The sequence below is a fragment of the Streptomyces monashensis genome (assembly GCF_001866665.1).
Lineage (GTDB): Bacteria > Actinomycetota > Actinomycetes > Streptomycetales > Streptomycetaceae > Streptomyces > Streptomyces monashensis.
The window spans coordinates 25,422-45,184 of record NZ_MLYO01000063.1 but is presented as its reverse complement, the minus strand read 5'-3'; the positions used below and the strand labels follow the sequence as shown (position 1 = coordinate 45,184).

The 19,763-nt window shown below is 72.5% G+C and carries 16 protein-coding genes; 13 read left to right on the top strand and 3 right to left on the bottom strand.

Annotated features, from left to right (window positions below):
• The first annotated feature begins 47 nt into the window (after nucleotides 1–47).
• From BIV23_RS33390 to holA, 6 genes are all read left to right on the top strand, one after another.
• Entirely contained in the window at nucleotides 48–1,109 is a 1,062-nt protein-coding gene (locus BIV23_RS33390; protein ID WP_071384734.1) for a ComEA family DNA-binding protein, read from the top strand.
• The gene (locus BIV23_RS33385) at nucleotides 1,106–3,802 is read left to right on the top strand and encodes a ComEC/Rec2 family competence protein (RefSeq protein ID WP_079173572.1); all 2,697 of its coding nucleotides are present in this window, start codon (nucleotides 1,106–1,108) and stop codon (nucleotides 3,800–3,802) included. Before BIV23_RS33390 ends, BIV23_RS33385 begins: the two co-directional genes overlap by 4 nt.
• A 4-nt stretch (nucleotides 3,803–3,806) precedes the next feature.
• Nucleotides 3,807–4,649 carry an arylamine N-acetyltransferase family protein gene (locus BIV23_RS33380; protein ID WP_071384733.1) on the top strand — a complete coding sequence of 281 codons (843 nt, stop codon included), beginning with the start codon at nucleotides 3,807–3,809 and terminating at the stop codon, nucleotides 4,647–4,649.
• Nucleotides 4,650–4,775: 126 nt separating this feature from the next.
• The gene (locus BIV23_RS33375; RefSeq protein ID WP_071384732.1) at nucleotides 4,776–5,657 is read left to right on the top strand and encodes a YceI family protein; all 882 of its coding nucleotides are present in this window, start codon (nucleotides 4,776–4,778) and stop codon (nucleotides 5,655–5,657) included.
• Between the two features lie 63 nt (nucleotides 5,658–5,720).
• Nucleotides 5,721–5,966, top strand: a complete 246-nt coding sequence (locus tag BIV23_RS33370; protein WP_071384731.1) for a hypothetical protein — start codon at nucleotides 5,721–5,723, stop codon at nucleotides 5,964–5,966.
• A 227-nt stretch (nucleotides 5,967–6,193) separates the two neighbouring features.
• Nucleotides 6,194–7,183 (top strand): DNA polymerase III subunit delta, encoded by a 990-nt coding sequence (gene holA, locus BIV23_RS33365; protein WP_071384730.1) that lies wholly within the window; start codon nucleotides 6,194–6,196, stop codon nucleotides 7,181–7,183.
• A 191-nt stretch (nucleotides 7,184–7,374) separates the two neighbouring features.
• Here holA and rpsT read toward each other — a convergent pair whose 3' ends face one another.
• Nucleotides 7,375–7,641, bottom strand: a complete 267-nt coding sequence (rpsT, locus tag BIV23_RS33360) for a 30S ribosomal protein S20 (RefSeq protein ID WP_061922887.1) — start codon at nucleotides 7,639–7,641, stop codon at nucleotides 7,375–7,377.
• A 226-nt stretch (nucleotides 7,642–7,867) separates the two neighbouring features.
• Between rpsT and lepA the strand changes: the two genes are divergently transcribed.
• From lepA to BIV23_RS33335, 5 genes are all read left to right on the top strand, one after another.
• Entirely contained in the window at nucleotides 7,868–9,742 is a 1,875-nt protein-coding gene (gene lepA, locus BIV23_RS33355; protein WP_071384729.1) for a translation elongation factor 4, read from the top strand.
• 282 nt (nucleotides 9,743–10,024) lie between these two features.
• Nucleotides 10,025–11,899 (top strand): AMP-dependent synthetase/ligase, encoded by a 1,875-nt coding sequence (locus tag BIV23_RS33350; RefSeq protein WP_071384728.1) that lies wholly within the window; start codon nucleotides 10,025–10,027, stop codon nucleotides 11,897–11,899.
• Between the two features lie 98 nt (nucleotides 11,900–11,997).
• Nucleotides 11,998–13,818, top strand: a complete 1,821-nt coding sequence (locus BIV23_RS33345; RefSeq protein ID WP_177240136.1) for a SpoIIE family protein phosphatase — start codon at nucleotides 11,998–12,000, stop codon at nucleotides 13,816–13,818.
• Nucleotides 13,819–13,844: 26 nt separating this feature from the next.
• On the top strand, nucleotides 13,845–15,077 hold the full coding sequence (gene hemW / locus BIV23_RS33340; RefSeq protein ID WP_071384726.1) for a radical SAM family heme chaperone HemW: 1,233 nt from the start codon (nucleotides 13,845–13,847) through the stop codon (nucleotides 15,075–15,077).
• A 104-nt stretch (nucleotides 15,078–15,181) separates the two neighbouring features.
• Nucleotides 15,182–15,772, top strand: coding sequence for a Uma2 family endonuclease (locus tag BIV23_RS33335; protein ID WP_071384725.1), 591 nt, complete (start codon nucleotides 15,182–15,184; stop codon nucleotides 15,770–15,772).
• Here the strand turns inward: BIV23_RS33335 and BIV23_RS33330 are convergent.
• Together BIV23_RS33330 and BIV23_RS33325 are read right to left on the bottom strand one after the other, a co-directional pair.
• A complete protein-coding gene (locus BIV23_RS33330; protein ID WP_071384724.1) occupies nucleotides 15,750–16,562 on the bottom strand; it encodes a DUF3097 domain-containing protein in 813 nt (270 codons plus the stop codon). The genes BIV23_RS33335 and BIV23_RS33330 overlap by 23 nt on opposite strands.
• Nucleotides 16,563–16,596: 34 nt before the next feature.
• Nucleotides 16,597–17,319, bottom strand: a complete 723-nt coding sequence (locus BIV23_RS33325; RefSeq protein WP_071384723.1) for an MBL fold metallo-hydrolase — start codon at nucleotides 17,317–17,319, stop codon at nucleotides 16,597–16,599.
• 173 nt (nucleotides 17,320–17,492) lie between these two features.
• Here BIV23_RS33325 and hrcA point away from each other — a divergent pair, with 173 nt between their 5' ends.
• The gene (gene hrcA / locus BIV23_RS33320; protein ID WP_071371027.1) at nucleotides 17,493–18,509 is read left to right on the top strand and encodes a heat-inducible transcriptional repressor HrcA; all 1,017 of its coding nucleotides are present in this window, start codon (nucleotides 17,493–17,495) and stop codon (nucleotides 18,507–18,509) included.
• On the top strand, nucleotides 18,510–19,646 hold the full coding sequence (dnaJ, locus tag BIV23_RS33315; RefSeq protein WP_071371028.1) for a molecular chaperone DnaJ: 1,137 nt from the start codon (nucleotides 18,510–18,512) through the stop codon (nucleotides 19,644–19,646). It abuts the gene before it with no gap.
• Nucleotides 19,647–19,763: the final 117 nt, after the last annotated feature.

Sequence of the window (19,763 nt, the reverse complement as noted above, 5' to 3'; positions counted from 1 at the left end):
ATTGACCAAGATCATCGCGATTCGGCGAGATGTTCCATCCTCGTCGCATGGCACTTCGATCACGCACACGCATCACCGCTGCGAGCAGTGGACCCGGCCGCGGGCCCGCGTCGGACGGGCGGGTCCGGTATCACCGTCGCGCCGGCCGCCGTCCGTCGGCGCCGGGGGACGAACTGCGCCGTCGAGCGGAACTCCTCTTCGGCGAACGAGCGGTGCGGCGACTGGAGTTGGACCACGGACCGCCGCAGGGGGAGGAGCGGGGGCAGGAGCGGGCGCCTGCCACCGCGACGCTCGATCCCGAACCAGCCGATTCCGCACGCCGGTTGGAGCCGCCGCCACCTGCGGGCCCCGCCGGCCCCTCCGGTCCCGGTGTGCGGGAGCGGGTGGGGCTGGCGGTGCGGGAGCGGATGCCGGTGTGGTTGCAGACGCGGTGCGGGGTGGAGCGGCGGGGCGTCGTCGCGCTCACGGTGCTGCTCGCGGTCGCCGCCGTGCTCGCCGTCCAGCACTTCTGGGCCGGGCGGGCCGAGTCCCTGAAAGCCCCTCAGGTGGTGCGTGCCGAGGCGCCGTACGGCAAGAGGGGAGAGGGACAGGGGCAGGACGCGAAGGCCGGTGGGGGCGGCGGGGCGAGTGCGGGGGTGGGCGCGGGTGCCTCGGGGGCGCCGACTGGGGAGATCGTCGTGGACGTCAGCGGCAAGGTGCGGGAACCGGGGATCCGGCGGCTGCCGGCCGGCTCCCGGGTGGCAGACGCGCTGCGGGCCGCCGGCGGGGTCCGTCCGGGCGTGAGCGTCGAGGGGCTCAACCGGGCCCGCTTCCTGGTCGACGGCGAACAGGTCGTCGTCGGCGTGCCCGCCGGGGCGGCGGTGCCGTCCGGTCCGGCGGGCGGGGCGGCCTCCGCGGCGGCGGGCACGGTCCCCTCGGCCCCGGTCTCCCTCAACACGGCCACGGCGGACCAGCTCGACGCCCTGCCCGGCGTCGGCCCGGTGCTGGCCCGGCACATCGTCGACTACCGCACCCAGCACGGCGGTTTCCGCTCGGTGGACGAACTGCGCCAGGTCAACGGCATCGGCGACCGCCGCTTCAGCGACCTGCGCGAGCTGGTACGGCCATGAGCCGCGCGACCGGCACCGGACCGCCCGGGACCGCCGCGAGCCGTGGACCAGAGAGGCGGGAGGCGTCGCGCGAGGCGCGGGGGAGCTCACGCGACGACCGGGGAGGGCCCCTGGACCTGCGCCTCGTGCCGCCCGCGCTCGCGGCCTGGGCCACGGCGGCCCTGACGCTGGACACACCGGTGAGCTGGACCCTCGCGGCGGCAGGGGTCTGCCTGGTGGGCGGGGCCGCGCTGCTGTGGTTCCGCGGGGTAGGCGGTGTGCTGCTGCCGAGGCGGTTCGCGTGGGCCCGGGCCTCGGTCGCCGCCGTGCTGCTCTGTATGGCCGCGGCCGCCGTCTCCGCCGGGCTGCACGGGGCCGACGCGCGGCGCGGGCCGGTGCCCGAGCTGGCCCGGCGGTTCGCGACCGTGACCGCCGAGATCGAGGTGAGCGGCGACCCCTGGCTCAGCCGGCCGAAGGTGCGCGGCGATCACACGGCACCCCTGGCGGTGCTGGCGCGCGCGGAGGTGCGCGGCGTCGAGCGGAGCGACGGGACCCGGGTGCGGACCCGGAGCCCGGTGCTGCTGGTCGTCGACGCCGACGTCCCGGCACCCGAGGGGAGCGCCCGAGGGAGGAGTGATGCGGCGGACGGGGGCGGGGCAGGGAGCGGGGCTTCCGGGGCGGCACCGGCGGTCGCCGCCCGGCGGGCGCAGCAGGCGCGGGCCGCATGGCTCGGGTTGCTGCCGTCCACGCGGCTCCGACTGGGCGGACGGCTGGCGCCCCCGCTGACGGACGGCGACCGGACCGCGGCCGTGCTGCGGGTGCGCGGCCGGCCGGGGCCGCGGATCGTCGCGGGGCCCAGTGGGCCGCAGCGGCTGGCGGGCCGGCTCAGAGCAGGGCTGCGGGAGGCGACGGACGGCCTGCCGGAGGACGCGCGGGCGCTGCTGCCCGGGCTGGTCGTCGGGGACACCACGCGGATCACCCCCGAGCTGGACGAGGCGTTCAAGGAGACCGACCTGGCGCACACGCTCGCCGTGTCCGGCAGCAACCTCACCGTGCTGCTCGCGCTGCTCATCGGGCCGCCCGGGCTGGCCCAGCGGGCCGAACGCCGTGGCCTGGCCCCGCGCCTGGGGCTCTCGCTGCGCGCGACCGCGCTCGCCGCCGGGGTGCTCACCCTGGGCTTCGTGGTCGTGTGCCGCCCCGACCCCAGTGTGCTGCGCGCCGCCGCCTGCGGCACGCTCGCGCTGGTCGCGCTGGCCACCGGGCGCCGCAGATCCCTGGTCCCGGCACTGGCCACGGCCGTCCTGCTGCTGGTGCTCCACGACCCGTGGCTGGCCCGGAGCTACGGCTTCCTGCTCTCCGTGCTGGCCACCGGCGCGCTGCTCGTGCTGGCACCGGGCTGGGGAGAGGCGCTGCACCGGCGCGGGGTGCCGGCGAGGCTCGCGGAGGCGCTGGCGGCGGCCGCCGCCGCGCAGGCGGTGTGCGCGCCGGTCGTGGCGGTGCTGTCGGCCCGGGTGAGCCTGGTGGCGGTGCCGTGCAATCTGCTGGCCGAGGCGGCGGTGGCACCGGCGACCGTGCTGGGGTTCGCGGCGCTGGTGACGGCACCCGTGGTGATGCCGGTGGCCACGGCGCTGGCGTGGTGCGCGAGTTGGCCCGCGGGATGGATCGCCGGGGTCGCCCGGACCGGGGCTTCGCTGCCCGGCGCGGGTGTGGACTGGCCGGGGAGCTGGGCGGGGGCGCTGGCGCTCGCGGCCGTCACCGTGGGCGTCGTCCTGGCCGGGCGGCGGTTGTCACGGCACCCGTGGTGGTGCGGGCTGCTCGCGCTGCTGCTCCTGCTGGCGGTGGTCCGGCCGGCACCGCTGACCCGGGTGCTCACGGGCTGGCCGCCGCCCGGCTGGCGGTTCGCGATGTGCGATGTCGGACAGGGCGACGCGACGGTACTGGCGGCGGGGGACGGCGCCGGGGTGGTCGTGGACGCCGGACCGGATCCGGTGCCGGTGGACCGCTGTCTGCGGCAGCTGGGCATCACGCGGATCCCGTTGCTCGTCCTGACCCACTTCCACGCGGACCACGTCGCCGGACTGACCGGCGTGCTGCGGGGCCGCACGGTGGCCGCGATCGAGACCACCGGCCTGGAAGAGCCCGCCGACCAGGCCGAGTTCGTCAGGAAGGAGGCGGCAAGACGGCACATCCCGCTCACGCGGGCCGTGGCCGGGGAGGAGCGGCGCACCGGTCCGCTCGCCTGGCGGGTGCTCTGGCCCCCGCCGAGCGGCGGCACGCCGCCGGAGCCGGGGGTCCCCGGACGGCCGGGCACGCTCGCCGGCCCGGAGCCGGTGCCGGACGGGCCGAACGACGCCAGCGTGGCGATGCTGGTCCGCTCGGGCGGGCTGCGTCTGCTGCTGCTCGGTGACCTCGAACCCCCCGCCCAGCAGGCGCTGTTGCGGTCCCCGCGGGCGGCGGAGCTGGCCCGTGTGGACGTGCTCAAGGTGGCCCATCACGGCTCGGCCTACCAGGACCCGGACCTGATCCGGCTCGCGGCGCCCCGGGTTGCCCTGATCTCCGCCGGGGCCGGCAACCCGTACGGCCATCCGGCACCGGCGACCCTGGCCGCGCTGCGGGCGGGCGGCGCGCTGGTGCTGCGCACCGACCGGGACGGCGCCCTCGCGGTCGCCGGGACGGGAGGGCCGGGCGGTGAGGTGCGGGTGACGAGAGACTGAGCGCATGAACTCACGCCAGGTCGACGCCTACCTCCGCCGGATCGGGGCCGGGCGCCCGCAGCGTCCCACCGGCGAGGCGCTGCGCGAGCTGCATCTGTGCCATCTGCGGACCGTCCCCTTCGAGAATCTCTCCGTCCACCTCGGCGAGGAGATCGTGCTGGAGGAGGAACGGCTGCTGGACAAGCTGGTCGGGGCGGCCCGGGGCGGCTTCTGCTACGAACTGAACGGCGCCTTCGGTGCGTTGCTCGCCGCCCTCGGCTACGAGGTCGAGTTGCTCGCGGCGCGGGTGTACGGGGACGAGGGGCGGCTCGGTGTCCCGTACGACCATCTCGCGCTGCGGGTGCGGACGGCAGAGGGGGACAGCAGGCTCGCCGACGTCGGGTTCGGGGCGAACAGCCACTACCCGTTGCGGTTCGCCGAGCGCGGGGAGCAGGCCGACCCGGCCGGGGTGTTCCGCATCGCGCGGGCGGCACCGGACGCGGCGGGGATGCGCGGCGACGGCCCGGCGGGGTCCGGGGAGCCGGACCTGGACGTCGTGCGGGACGGGGTGCCGCAGTACCGGCTGGAGACGCGGCCCCGGGTGCTCGCGGACTTCAGGGCGGGTGCGTGGTGGCACAGCACCTCGCCGCTGTCGCACTTCACCGGATCGCTGGTCTGCTCACGGGTCGCGGACGACGGAGGGCGGATCACGCTCGGCGGGCGGACGCTGACCACGACGGACGCGGACGGTGCGCGCGAGACAAGGGAGTTGGGGACGGACGAGGAGGTGCTGGCGGCGTACCGGGAGTGGTTCGGGATCGAGCTGAGCTGTGTTCCGGCTGTGCGAAACCGGAATCCGGCCCCCTAATTCGGATCAGTTCCGGCGGATGCTGCGGATTCCCGCGATGTGATCCCGTGTTGCCCCGAAAGCCGCATCGGTGATCGAATGGGTCTTCGGCAGCAGGTGATGTCGAGGCGTACAGGGGTGTCGTAGATGTTCGGCCGCTGGCTGGGTAACCGGACGGACCAGAAGGATCGGACGAGTCCCCTGGCGGCGGTGCGGACACCGCCGGGCGCCGGGGTGCTCAGCTGCCGGGTGGTCGATCCGGTCCACGAGCCGGTCGCGGGCGCCGAGTTCACGGTCAGCGACACCATGGGCCGCAAGGTCGTGTACGGCGGCACGGACCCCTACGGGACGTTCATGGCGACGGTGCCGGCGGGGGAGTACCGGCTCGCGCTGTCGGCCGAGGGGTACACCCCTTACCGGGCCACCGCGCTGGTCGGCGAGAACTCCCTCGCCTCGCTGGGCGACGTGACCCTCCAGGTGTCCCATCCGCCGGAGCCGCCCGCGCCGGGCGACTGGGAGATCGAGACCATGCACTCCTCGATCGGCTTCACCGCGCGGCACATCGGACTGGCCCGGATCCACGGGCAGTTCACCTCCTTCGCCGGGGCGGTGCGGATCGGCGAGCGGGTGGAGCGGTCGGCGATGCACGTCGTGATCGACGCCGCCTCCATCGACACGGGGGTGCGGATGCGGGACGACCATCTGCGGTCGGCGGACTTCCTCGACGTGCAGCGGTTCCCGACCCTGGAGTTCTACAGCGAACGGTTCGTGCACAAGGGCGGCAGCCGGTGGGCGGTCACCGGCGCGCTGTCGCTGCACGGGGTGACGCGCACGGTCACGCTCGACACCGAGTACCTCGGCCTCGGCAACGGCATGGAGGGCGAGGTGCGGGCCGCCTGCCGGGCCACCACCGAACTGCACCGGGACGACTTCACGGTCAACTGGCAGTCCATGCTGGCGCGGGGCATCGCGGTGGTCGGATCCAGCGTCCGGGTCGACCTCGACGTGCAGCTCGTGGCCAAGGGCTGACCGGGGCGCGGTCGAGGGCCGACCTGGCGGTTCGTGGCTTGCCGCGTGCCGGAGAATGGGCGGGTGAGCGATGTGAGACATGTGCTGGTGCTGCCCGACCGGGATGCCGCCGAGGAGGCGGCCGAGGCGCTCGGGGAGCGGTTCGGCCTGGCCGAGGAGCCCCAACTGGTCCGGGACGCGCTGGCCGGCGAGGACGACGCCGAGGACGCGCAGTGGCTGCTGGTCCTGCGCGACGAGGGCGGGCGGCTGGACCCTGCCGAACTGGACGCGTTCGCCGGGGAGTGGGACGGCTGGCGCGAGGAGCCCTGACCTCGCGAGCCTGCCTCCCGAATCTGGCCTCCCGAATCTCTCCCCCCCCTGAATCCGGTCCCCGGTTCCGGTCCCCGGTTCCGGTCCCCGGTTCCGGTCCCCGGTTCCGGTCCCCGAGCCAGTAGACCCCTGAGCCGGGCCCCCGAGGCGGGCTCCGGGTCGGTTCAGGGACCGCTCGGGGTGCGCGGGCGGACTCGTTGTCAGTGCCGCGTGGGATGCTGTAGGCGATGGCCAGGAAGACTGCGAATGACGACCCTCTCGCCCCGGTGACGCTTGCCGTGGGCCAGGAGGACCTCCTGCTCGACCGTGCCGTGCAGGAGGTGGTGGCCGCCGCCAGGGCCGCCGACGCCGACACGGACGTACGCGACCTCACCCCGGACCAGTTGCAGCCCGGCACGCTCGCCGAGCTGACCAGTCCCTCGCTCTTCGCCGAGCGCAAAGTCGTGGTCGTACGCAACGCACAGGACCTTTCGGCCGACACGGTCAAGGACGTCAAGGCGTATCTCGGCTCGCCCGCCGAGGAGATCACCCTCGTGCTGCTGCATGCGGGCGGGGCCAAGGGCAAGGGCCTGCTGGACGCCGCGCGCAAGGTGGGGGCGCGGGAGGTGGCCTGCCCGAAGATGACCAAGCCGGCGGACCGGCTGGCCTTCGTACGGCAGGAGTTCCGCGCTGCGGGGCGCTCGGCGACGCCCGAGGCGTGCCAGACGCTCTGCGACGCCATCGGCAGCGATCTGCGCGAGCTGGCCTCGGCGGTGTCGCAGTTGGTCGCCGACGTGGAGGGGACGATCGACGAGGCGGTCGTCGGGCGGTACTACACCGGCCGGGCCGAGGCCTCCAGCTTCACGGTCGCCGACCGGGCCGTGGAGGGGCGTACTGCGGAGGCGCTGGAGGCGCTGCGCTGGTCGCTGGCCACGGGGGTGGCGCCGGTGATGATCACCAGCGCCCTGGCCCAGGGCGTGCGGGCCATCGGGAAGCTGTCGTCCGCGCGGGGCGGGCGGCCGGCCGACCTGGCCCGTGAGCTGGGAATGCCGCCGTGGAAGATCGACCGGGTGCGGCAGCAGATGCGGGGGTGGACGCCGGACGGTGTCGCGGTGGCGCTCCGCGCTGTCGCCGAGGCGGACGCCGGAGTGAAGGGCGGGGGCGATGATCCGGAGTACGCGCTGGAGAAGGCGGTCGTGACTGTCGCCCGGGCCGCTCGCTCGCGCGGGCGCGGGTAGGCCGCACCCGGACACCGAAAACCCCGGCATCCGCCCTGGGGAAGGGAGAGATACCGGGGTCTGCGACTGAAGCTGCTGGATTCGCACCCGCGTGGCGAACGCAGGCCGCGTGCGAATCCGTGGGCGCCGGACGGGAGCGGATGAGAGAGGGCCCGCTCTGGGTCCTTCCGGCGGTCAGATCAAAAGGAGGTTCAGCCCTTGAGGGTCGCGACCTTGGAAGCGAGCGCCGACTTCTTGTTGGCAGCCTGGTTCTTGTGGATGACGCCCTTCGAGACGGCCTTGTCGAGCGCGCGCGCAGCGGCGCGCTGGAGCTCGGTGGCCTTCTCGACGTCACCCGCGGCAGCGGCCTCACGGGCCTTGCGGATCGCGGTCTTCAGGGAGGACTTGACGGCCTTGTTGCGCAGCCGCGCCTTCTCGTTGGTCTTGATCCGCTTGATCTGGGACTTGATGTTCGCCACGAAGGAGCCTTTTCAGGTTCTGGTGCGGGGCCGCTCGGGTCCCGTACCGGTGATCCAAAATTTCTCGGACGTGCCTCGCGCTGAGAGGGCATGAGGCACAGCCATCTACAGTACCAGCGGCTCTGCCGACAGCCCAAAACGGTCCCCGGTCGCTCTCCGTGGGACCATGGAGACTACGTATCGATCCGACCCGAGGCATAAGGCGCCTCAAGAGACAGGACCCTGCGTGCCCGCGACCCCTAAGCATGTGCCCGAGCCGAGCCGTACCGCCCCGGCGCTGATCCGCAATTTCTGCATCATCGCGCACATCGACCACGGCAAGTCCACGCTCGCCGACCGGATGCTCCAGCTGACCGGTGTGGTCGAGCAGCGGCAGATGCGTGCTCAGTACCTCGACCGGATGGACATCGAGCGCGAGCGCGGCATCACGATCAAGTCCCAGGCGGTGCGTCTGCCCTGGGCCCCCACCGAGGGCCCCGATCAGGGCACGACCCACATCCTCAACATGATCGACACCCCGGGGCACGTCGACTTCACCTATGAGGTCTCGCGGTCGCTGGCCGCCTGCGAGGGGACCATCCTCCTCGTCGACGCCGCCCAGGGCATCGAGGCCCAGACCCTCGCCAACCTCTACCTGGCGATGGAGAACGACCTCACGATCATTCCCGTGCTGAACAAGATCGACCTGCCGGCCGCCCAGCCGGAGAAGTTCGCCGAGGAGCTGGCGAACCTGGTCGGCTGCGACCCGTCCGACGTGCTGAAGGTCTCCGCCAAGACCGGCCTCGGCGTGGACGCGCTGCTGGACAAGGTCGTCAAGGAGATCCCGGCCCCGGTCGGCGTCGCCGACGCCCCCGCCCGCGCGATGATCTTCGACTCGGTCTACGACTCCTACCGCGGTGTCGTGACGTACGTGCGTGTCATCGACGGTCAGCTCAACAAGCGTGAGCGGATCAGGATGATGTCCACCGGCGCCACCCACGAGCTGCTGGAGATCGGCGTCAACTCGCCCGAGATGCTGCCGGCCGACGGCCTGGGCGTCGGCGAGGTGGGTTACCTCATCACCGGTGTGAAGGACGTCCGCCAGTCCAAGGTCGGCGACACCGTCACCAGCCAGCAGAAGGGGGCCACGGAAGCCCTCGGCGGCTACAAGGACCCGAAGCCGATGGTCTTCTCCGGTCTGTATCCGCTGGACGGCTCCGACTACCCCGAGCTGCGCGAGGCGCTGGACAAGCTCCAGCTCAACGACGCCGCGCTGGTCTACGAGCCGGAGACCTCCGCGGCCCTCGGCTTCGGCTTCCGCGTCGGCTTCCTCGGCCTGCTGCACCTGGACGTGATCCGGGAGCGGCTGGAGCGCGAGTTCGGCCTCGACCTGATCGCCACCGCCCCCAACGTGGTCTACCGCGTGAACATGGAGGACGGCAGCGAGCACGTCGTCACCAACCCGAGCGAGTTCCCCGAGGGGAAGATCGACGAGGTCTTCGAGCCGGTCGTGCGGGCGACGATCCTCGCGCCGACCGAGTTCATCGGCGCGATCATGGAGCTGTGCCAGACCCGGCGCGGCACCCTGCTCGGCATGGACTACCTCTCCGAGGACCGCGTCGAGATCCGCTACACCCTCCCGCTCGCGGAGATCGTCTTCGACTTCTTCGACCAGCTGAAGTCCAAGACGCGCGGCTACGCCTCCCTGGACTACGAGCCCACGGGCGAGCAGACCAGCTCCCTGGTCAAGGTCGACATCCTGCTGCACGGCGACAAGGTGGACGCCTTCTCGGCGATCACCCACAAGGACCAGGCGTACGCCTACGGCGTGCGGCTCGTCGCCAAGCTCAAGGAGCTGATCCCGCGGCAGAGCTTCGAGGTGCCGGTGCAGGCCGCCATCGGCTCCCGGGTGATCGCCCGCGAGACCATCCGCGCCATCCGCAAGGACGTCCTCGCCAAGTGCTACGGCGGTGACATCTCCCGTAAGCGGAAGCTGCTGGAGAAGCAGAAGGAAGGCAAGAAGCGGATGAAGATGGTGGGTTCCGTGGAGGTTCCGCAGGAAGCCTTCATCGCCGTCCTGTCCAGCGATGACAGCGCGGGGTCGGCCAAGGGCAAGAAGTAACCACGGGTAACAACGGGTTACGTCCGCAAACCGGGCATGAAGGGGCTCGTCGTACGAAAGTGCGGCGGGCCCCTACGCGTGCGTAACGTCGCTCTGCGTGGAACGCGCGGGGAAACAGACAGCCCGATGCCCCTTACGCAGCGGCCGGTCGCGGCTTACTCTGATCCCTGCTCGATAGTTACTCACGAGTTAAACAACCGTGCGGCCACCGCACGGACCCCACCCGTGAGTCACCCCAGCCGCACTGAGCCAGCCGCACCGTCGCGGGCCCCGGAGGATGTCGTGAGCGACACACAGACCCTGATCGAGAACCGACCGCCGTCCGTGGCGTCCCTCTTCCTGGAACGCGTCACCGCCACACCGGACGCCGAGGCCTACCGCTACCCCGTGCCGCCGTCCTCGGGCCAGGGGCCCGACGACTGGAAGTCGCTGAGCTGGGCGCAGGCGGCCGAGCGGGTGTACGCGATCGCGGCCGGGCTCATCGAGCTGGGCCTCCAGCCCGAGCAGCGGGTGGCACTCGCGGCCTCGACCCGCGTCGAGTGGATCCTGTCCGACCTCGGCATCCTGTGCGCGGGCGGTGCGACGACCACGATCTACCCGCAGACCAACGCCGACGAGTCGGCCTTCATCCTCTCCGACTCCGAGAGCCGGGTGCTCATCGCCGAGGACGCGGCGCAGGTCGCCAAGGCCGTCGAGAAGCGTGCCGAGCTGCCCGAGCTGACCAAGGTCGTCGTCATCGACCCGGCCGGCGTCGAGACGGACGACTGGGTGACCACCCTCGCCGAGCTGGAGCTGCGCGGCGCCGCCTACCTGGAGGAGCACCCCGAGCTGATCAAGGAGCGGGTCGGCGCGATCGCCAAGGACCAGCTCGCCACCCTCATCTACACCTCCGGCACCACCGGCCGCCCCAAGGGCGTGCGCCTGCCGCACGACAACTGGTCGTACATGGCGAAGGCGATCGCCGCGACCGGCCTGGTCACCATCGACGACGTGCAGTACCTGTGGCTGCCGCTCGCGCACGTCTTCGGCAAGGTGCTCACCTCCGGGCAGATCGAGGTCGGGCACGTCACCGCCGTGGACGGCCGCGTCGACAAGATCATCGAGAACCTTCCGGTGGTGCAGCCGACGTACATGGCGGCCGTGCCGCGCATCTTCGAGAAGGTCTACAACGGCGTCGCCGCCAAGGCCCGCGAGGGCGGCCCGGCCAAGTACAAGATCTTCCAGTGGGCCGCCGAGGTCTCCCGCGAGTACGCCAAGGTCACCCAGGACAACTTCCGCCGCACCGGCACCCACGCGGCACCCTTCGGCCTCGCCGCCAAGCACAAGGTCGCCGACACCCTCGTCTACGCCAAGCTCCGCGAGGCCTTCGGCGGCCGGCTGCGCGCCTGTGTCTCCGGCGCCTCCGCGCTCGCGCCCGAGATCGGCTACTTCTTCGCCGGCGCCGGCATTCACATCCTGGAGGGCTACGGCCTCACCGAGTCCTCCGCGGCTTCCTTCGTCAACCCCGGCGAGGCCTACCGCACCGGCACGGTCGGCAAGCCGCTGCCCGGCACGGAGGTCCGCATCGCCGAGGACGGCGAGATCCTGCTGCGCGGCCCCGGCATCATGCAGGGCTACCACAAGCTGCCCGACAAGACCTCCGAGGTGCTGGAGTCCGACGGCTGGTTCCACACCGGCGACATCGGCGAGCTGTCCCCCGACGGCTACCTGCGCATCACCGACCGCAAGAAGGACCTCATCAAGACCTCCGGCGGCAAGTACGTCGCCCCGGCCGAGGTCGAGGGCCAGTTCAAGGGCGTGTGCCCGTACGTCTCCAACATCCTGGTGCACGGCGCCGACCGGAACTACTGCACCGCCCTCATCGCCCTCGACGAGATCGCGATCCTGGACTGGGCGAAGGAGAACGGCCTGGAGGGACGGTCGTACGCCGACGTCGTGGCCGCGCCGCAGACCGTCGAGATGGTCGACGGGTACGTGCGGGAGCTCAACGCGGGGCTGCAGAAGTGGCAGACGATCAAGAAGTTCCGGCTGCTGCCCCGGGACCTCGACGTGGAGCACGGCGAGATCACGCCGAGCCTGAAGCTCAAGCGGCCCGTCGTGGAGCGGGAGTACAGGCACCTCATCGACGAGATGTACGCCGGGACGAGGGAGAAGTAGCGCGATAGTCACGGCCGTTCAAAAGTCGCTATCTTCTGGCCACTTCGATAACTGAGCGCTTCCGATCACCCCCTGTCTGTCACCCTGGCCGCATGGACATGGCGGCCATACCCACGCAGCGGGAGAGCGAGCCACGGGCCAGGGAGGCACGGGGGCGGGCGGCGCTGCCCGGGAGCGCCCTGGCGCCCGGGGCGGCGCGGTCGCTGGTGCGGGCCGCGCTCGCCGACGAGCCGGGCGTGGCGCCCCGGCTCGCCGACGACGCCATGGCCGTCGTCAGCGAGCTGGTGACCAACGCCGTCGTGCACGCCGGTACGGACGTCGAGGTCGAGTGGTGGCTGGAGGAGACCGGCGCGTTCACCGTGGAGGTGTGCGACCGGCACCCCTCGCGCGCCCCGCGCGACCCCCTCGGCGGCGAGGCGCCGTACGACGCCGTCGAGTACGGGCGCGGGCTGCGGCTGGTCGCCACGCTCGCCGAGTCCTGGGGCGTCACCTACCGCGTCGGCGCCAAGACCGTCTGGGCGCGGCTGCCCCCGGGCGGCGTCGGCGAGCCGGACGGACCGGCCCCGGGCGCCGCCCTCGCGGTCGCCGAGGAGCTGGCCCCGCAGCCGCTGCGGGCCGGCGGCGAGGGCGAGTGGCTCGGCCGGGGCGCGCTGTCCTTCCTCGCCGAGGCCTCCGACCTGCTCGCCGGGCAGCTGGACGAGACCCTGGTCACCGCGCTCACCGGCCAGCTCATCGTGCCCCGGCTCGCCGACTGGTGCGCGGTGTGGCTGGAGGACGAGGCGAGCGCGCGCGGCGGCGCCGGCGGCGGACCCGCCCGGGTCTGGCACACCTGCGAGGGCCTCGTCGAGGAGCTGCACCGCACCCTGGAGAAGGAGCCGCCCGCTCCGCGCGAGGGACTGCGCTCGGGCCCCGAGCCGTACCCCTGGCCCGGCGACGCGCTCGGCCCGCGCGGCGCCGAGGGCACGGCGCTGGCGTACCGGCTGATCGCGGGCGGCCGGCCGCTCGGCACGCTGGTCATCGGCCGGTGCGGCCCCGCCGCCTTCCCCGACGAGGTCACCGGGCTCGTGGAGGACCTGGGCCGCCGGGTGGCGCTCGCCATCGGCGCGGCCCGTCAGTACGCCCGCCAGGCCACCATCAGCGCCGTCCTCCAGCGCGGTCTGCTGCCCGGCGCGGTCGCCCAGATCCCCGGGATGAGCAGCGCGCTCGTGTACGAGCCGTGCGACAAGGGCGGACCCAGCGGCGACTTCTACGACCTGTTCCCGGCGGGCGACGGCCGCTGGTGCTTCGCCATCGGCGACGTCCAGGGCAAGGGCCCCGAGGCGGCCGTCGTGATCGGCCTCGCCCGGCCCTGGCTGCGCCTGCTCGCCCGCGAGGGCTACCGGGTCGCCGACGTCCTCGACCGCCTCAACCAGCTCCTCCTGGACGACGCCACCGAGGCCGCCGACGCCGCCGCCCGCGCCCTGGTCGCGGCGGGCGGCCGTCCCGTGGCCACCGGGGACGGCCCGCAGACACGATTCCTCTCCCTCCTCTACGGCGAGCTGACACCGCACGCGGGCGGGGTCCGCTGCACGCTCGCCTCCGCCGGCCACCCGCTGCCGCTCGTCCTGTGCCCCGACGGCACGGTGCGTACGGCGGCCCGCCCGCAGACGCTGCTCGGCGTGATCGAGGACGAGACCTACACCAGCGAGACCCTCGACCTGCGGCCCGGCGACAGCCTGCTGTGCGTCACCGACGGGGTGACCGAGCGGCGCTCCGGCTCCCGCCAGTTCGACGACGGCGACGGACTCGCCCGCGCCCTGTCCGGCTGCGCGGGCCTGAACGCCGAGCTGATCGCGGAGACGATCCGCGGTCTGGTGCACGACTTCGGCGGCGGCCAGCCCGAGGACGATCTGGCGCTGCTCGTCCTCCAGGCGGAGTGACGCCCGGGGTGCTGGACAATGGGGACATGCCTTCCGCACTCCCCGACGGCGAGCCCGTCCCCGCCGACGGTGCGCTGCCCGCGTCCGCGCTCGCCGGGGCCGCAGACCGCCCGCTCGGCTTCTACCTGCACGTGCCGTACTGCGCGACCCGCTGCGGCTACTGCGACTTCAACACCTACACCGCGACCGAGCTGCGCGGCACGGGCGGGGTGCTGGCCTCCCGCGACAACTACGCTCAGACGCTGACCGACGAGATCCGCCTCGCCCGCAAGGTCCTCGGCGACGACCCGCGCGAGGTTCGCACGGTCTTCGTCGGAGGCGGTACGCCGACGCTGCTGGCCGCCGACGATCTCGTCCGGATGCTGGGCGCGATCCGCGACGAGTTCGGCCTGGCGCCGGACGCGGAGGTGACGACGGAGGCGAACCCGGAGTCGGTCGACCCCGCGTACCTCGCGACCCTCCGGGAGGGCGGCTTCAACCGGATCTCCTTCGGCATGCAGAGCGCGAAGCAGCACGTGCTGAGGATCCTGGACCGGACCCACACCCCCGGCCGTCCCGAGGCCTGTGTGGCGGAGGCGAGGGCGGCGGGCTTCGAGCACGTCAACCTCGACCTGATCTACGGCACGCCGGGCGAGGGCGACGACGACTGGCGGGCGTCGCTGCGGGCGGCGCTGGGCGCGGGCCCGGACCACATCAGCGCCTACGCGCTGATCGTCGAGGAGGGCACGCAGCTGGCCCGCCGGATCCGCCGGGGCGAGATCCCGATGACCGACGACGACGTCCACGCCGACCGCTACCTGATCGCCGAGGAACTGCTGTCCGCGGCGGGCTTCGACTGGTACGAGGTCTCCAACTGGGCCACCTCGGACGCCGGCCGCTGCCTGCACAACGAGCTGTACTGGCGCGGCGCCGACTGGTGGGGCGCGGGCCCGGGGGCGCACTCCCACGTAGGCGGCGTGCGCTGGTGGAACGTCAAGCATCCGGGGGCGTACGCGACGGCCCTGGCCTCCGGCCGCTCACCGGGCGCCGGGCGCGAACTGCTCTCCGACGAGGACCGGCGGGTCGAGCGCATCCTCCTGGAGCTGCGCCTGCGCGAGGGCGTACCGCTGTCCCTGCTGAAGGAGGAGGGACTGGCGGCATCCCGGCGGGCGCTGGGCGAGGGGCTGCTCGAGGAGGGGCCGTACGAGGAGGGGCGGGCCGTGCTGACGCTGCGGGGGCGGTTGCTGGCGGACGCGGTGGTGCGGGATCTGGTGGACTGATCACTCCGGCGAGTGATTCGCCCCGGAACTCCGGTTCGGTCCCTAACCTGGTTCGTAGGCTGCCGCCGTAATTGCACGGTGGCGGGAACCGGAGGGCTGCGGAGATGACCGCTGTGGACGACCGACCGATGACCACCGGCATGGTGAAGATCTTCGAGGAGCTTGAGCCTCCTGAGGGCGTCAAGATGGAGCTTCTCCGGGGGGTAATCGTGATGATGGCCAGCCCTGACATCGTGCACAACATGATCGTTGCCGATGTGCAGGACCAGATCCCGCGACAGCGCTGGTCTCGCCTTCAGACCCAGGACGTGAACATCCTGGAGGAGGCCAGTGAGCCGGTACCGGATCTGGTGGTCGTGGCGCGAGACGCCCTTCCCGACTCGGGCCGTCTGCTGCCCTCCAAACTGGTCGCGATGGTCGTGGAGGTCGTCTCCAAGTCCAGCGTCCATCAGGACTACGTGATCAAGCGCTCGATCTACGCCGGCGGGAAGATCCCCGCCTACCTCATCCTCGACCCGATCATGAGGCACTGTGTCCTGCTGACGAAGCCCGCGGGCGAGGGCGAGGATGCCGACTACCTGAGTCAGGAGATCATCAAATTCGGCGATCCCGTTCCGTTGGACGTTCTGGGACTCGAACTGGACACCAGCGAGTTCGGAACGCTCCCCAACGTCAGGCCCCACCGCTACCCGTGACGAAGTCGATCAGCTCCTCCACCCTGCCCAGCAGCTCCGGCTCCAGGTCCTTGTAGGAGCCCACCCGCTTCAGGATCGCCTGCCACACCGCGCTGGTGTTCTCAGAAGGCCAGCCCAGGGCGCGGCACACGCCCGTCTTCCAGTCCTGGCCGTGCGGGACCCTGGGCCACCCCGCGATCCCCAGGGACGACGGCTTCACCGCCTCCCAGATGTCGATGTACGGGTGGCCGACGACCAGCGCGTGTTCGCTCGTCACCGACTCGGCGATCCGCCACTCCTTCGTGCCCGGCACCAGGTGGTCCACGAGCACCCCCAACCGCGCGTCCGGTCCCGGCGCGAAGTCCGCGACGATCGACGGCAGATCGTCCACGCCCTCCAGGTACTCCACCACCACGCCCTCGACGCGCAGGTCGTCGCCCCAGACCTTCTCGACCAGTTCGGCGTCGTGCCGGCCCTCGACGTAGATACGGCCGGCCCGGGCCACGCGGGCGCGGGCGCCGGGGACGGCGACGGAACCGGAGGCGGTGCGGGTCGGTCGTACCGGAGCGGCGGAAGGCCTCACCAGCGTCACCACCCGCCCCTCCAGCAGGAAGCCGCGTGGCTCCAGCGGGAAGACGCGATGCTTGCCGAAGCGGTCCTCCAGGGTCACCGTGCCCGCCTCGCAGCGGATCACCGCCCCGCAGAACCCGGTGCCGGGCTCCTCCACCACCAGCCCCGGCTCCGCCGCCACCTCCGGCACGGGCGGGGACTTCTTCCACGGCGGGGTCAGATCGGCGGAGTACTGGCGCATTCGAGTGACGATAGGAGAAGTCGCGGACCAGCGCCTACGACACGCCGAAGCGGGCCGCCAGCCGATCGCGCTGCCCGCGGACGAAGCCGGCGTCCACCACCGCTCCGTGACCCGGCACGTACAGAGCGTCCTCGCCGCCCAGGGCGAGCAGCCGGTCGAGAGCGGCGGGCCAGCGGGACGGGACCGCGTCCGGGCCCGCCTGGGGTTCGCCGGACTCCTCGACCAGGTCGCCGCAGAAGACCACCTCACGGTCGCCCGGGACCAGGACCGCCAGGTCGTTCGCCGTGTGGCCGGGGCCCACGTTGGCCAGCAGGACCTGGCGGCCGGCGCCCAGGTCCAGGGTCCACTCGCCCGACACCAGGTGGGTGGGCGGGACCAGCGCGTCCGCCGCCTCGTCGGCGTCGGCCACCGGCAGGCCGTTCCTGATCGCGTCCAGACGCAGCTCCTCACGCTCGTGGGCGAACACCGCGTCCACCCCCACCGCCGCGTACACCCGCGCCCCGGCGAACGCCGGCGCCCCGAGGACGTGGTCGAAATGGGGGTGGGTGAGCGCGAGATGGGTCACACGGCGGCCGGCCAGTTCCTCGGCCCGCGCCCGCAGCCGCGCGCCTTCGGCCAGACTCGAGCCGGCGTCCACCATGAGCGCCGTACCCTCGCCGAGGACCAGCCCCACCGTGCAGTCCCAGCCCGGCAGCCGGCACCGCCCGACCCCGGCGGCCAGCCGGTCCCACCCCAGCTCTTCCCAAGTCACGGTCATACCGCGACGCTAGCCGTACGAACCGTGGCGGGCGCACCGACCTTGCCCCGGGTGTACCGGACAGCCGTACACTGGGGCCGGGAAAGGGCTGGCACTCGTATGGGAAGAGTGCCAGGAGGCCGACCCCGGCGGACGAGCGGGGCGAGGGGACGACGTGTTGGAGGTGCGCGCGCATGCTGAGTGAACGCAGGCTTCAGGTGCTGCGCGCGATCGTCCAGGACTACGTCGGGACCGAGGAGCCGGTCGGCTCCAAGGCACTGACCGAGCGGCACAACCTCGGGGTCTCCCCGGCCACCGTCCGCAACGACATGGCGGCCCTGGAGGACGAGGGGTTCATCGCGCAGCCGCACACCAGCGCCGGGCGGATTCCGACCGACAAGGGCTATCGGCTGTTCGTCGACAAACTCGCCGGCGTCAAGCCGATGACGGCTCCGGAGCGGCGGGCCATCCAGAACTTCCTGGAGGGCGCCGTCGACCTCGACGACGTCGTGGCCCGTACCGTACGGCTGCTCGCGCAGCTCACGCGGCAGGTCGCCGTCGTGCAGTACCCGTCCCTGACCCGGTCCACCGTCCGCCACGTCGAGCTGCTCGCGCTCGCGCCCGCGCGCGTGATGCTCGTGCTGATCACGGACACCGGCCGGGTCGAGCAGCGGATGGTCGACTGCCCGGCCCCGTTCGGCGAGGCCTCGCTGGCGGATCTCCGGGCGCGGCTCAACAGCCGGGTCGCGGGGCGCCGGTTCACGGACGTGCCGACGCTGGTCGAGGACCTTCCGGACGCCTTCGATCCGGAGGACCGCGGTACGGTCTCCACAGTGCTCTCCACTCTTCTGGAGACACTCGTGGAGGAGAACGAGGAGCGGCTGATGATCGGCGGCACCGCCAATCTCACCCGCTTCGGACATGACTTTCCCCTCACGATCCGGCCCGTCCTGGAGGCCCTCGAGGAGCAGGTCGTGCTCCTCAAACTCCTCGGCGAGGCGAAGGATCCGGGCGTGACCGTGCGTATCGGCCACGAGAACGCCCACGAGGGACTCAACTCCACCTCAGTGGTGTCGGTGGGCTACGGTTCGGGCGGCGAGGCGGTTGCCAAGCTCGGCGTGGTCGGACCGACCCGCATGGACTACCCGGGAACGATGGGAGCGGTACGCGCAGTGGCACGGTACGTCGGACAGATCCTGGCGGAGTCGTAAGTGGCCACGGACTACTACGCCGTTCTCGGCGTGCGCCGCGACGCGTCGCAGGATGAGATCAAGAAGGCGTTCCGTCGGCTCGCGCGAGAGCTGCACCCGGACGTCAACCCCGATCCGAAGACCCAGGAGCGGTTCAAGGAGATCAACGCCGCTTACGAGGTGCTCTCGGACCCGCAGAAGAAGCAGGTCTACGACCTCGGCGGCGACCCCCTCTCGCAGAGCGGCGGCGCCGGGGCGGGCGGCTTCGGAGCCGGTGGCTTCGGCAACTTCTCCGACATCATGGACGCGTTCTTCGGCACGGCGTCGCAGCGCGGGCCGCGCTCGCGCACCCGGCGCGGCCAGGACGCGATGATCCGCATCGAGGTCGAGCTGGACGAGGCGGCCTTCGGGACCACCAAGGACATCCAGGTCGACACGGCGGTCGTCTGCAACACCTGCAACGGCGAGGGCGCGGCTCCGGGTACGACCGCCCAGACGTGTGACATGTGCCGCGGCCGCGGCGAGGTCTCGCAGGTCACCCGGTCCTTCCTGGGCCAGGTCATGACCTCCCGCCCCTGCCCCCAGTGCCAGGGCTTCGGCACCGTCGTGCCGACCCCGTGCCCGGAGTGCGCGGGCGACGGCCGGGTCCGCTCCCGGCGCACGCTGACGGTCAAGATTCCGGCCGGTGTCGACAACGGCACCCGGATCCAGCTCGCCGGCGAGGGCGAGGTCGGTCCCGGCGGCGGTCCGGCGGGCGACCTGTACGTCGAGATCCACGAGCTGCCGCACTCGACCTTCCAGCGGCGCGGCGACGACCTGCACTGCACGGTCACGATCCCGATGACCGCGGCCGCGCTCGGCACCAAGGTGCCGCTGGAGACCCTGGACGGCATGGAGGAGGTCGACATCCGGCCCGGCACCCAGTCCGGCCAGTCGATCCCGCTGCACGGCCGCGGCGTCACGCATCTGCGCGGCGGCGGCCGGGGTGACCTCATCGTGCACGTCGAGGTCACGACGCCGACCAAGCTGGACCCCGAGCAGGAGCGACTGCTGCGCGAGCTGGCCAAGCTCCGCGGCGAGGAGCGTCCGCAGGGGCAGTTCCAGCCGGGTCAGCAGGGTCTGTTCTCGCGGCTGAAAGATGCGTTCAACGGGCGCTGACGCGAGCTGCCGGGTGGGCCGGGGGTCCGGGGGGTGGCCTCCGGGCGGGCACAGTCGGCCGGGGCAGCAGGGTCTGTTCAGCCGGTTGAAGGACGCGTTCAACGGTCGCTGAGACCT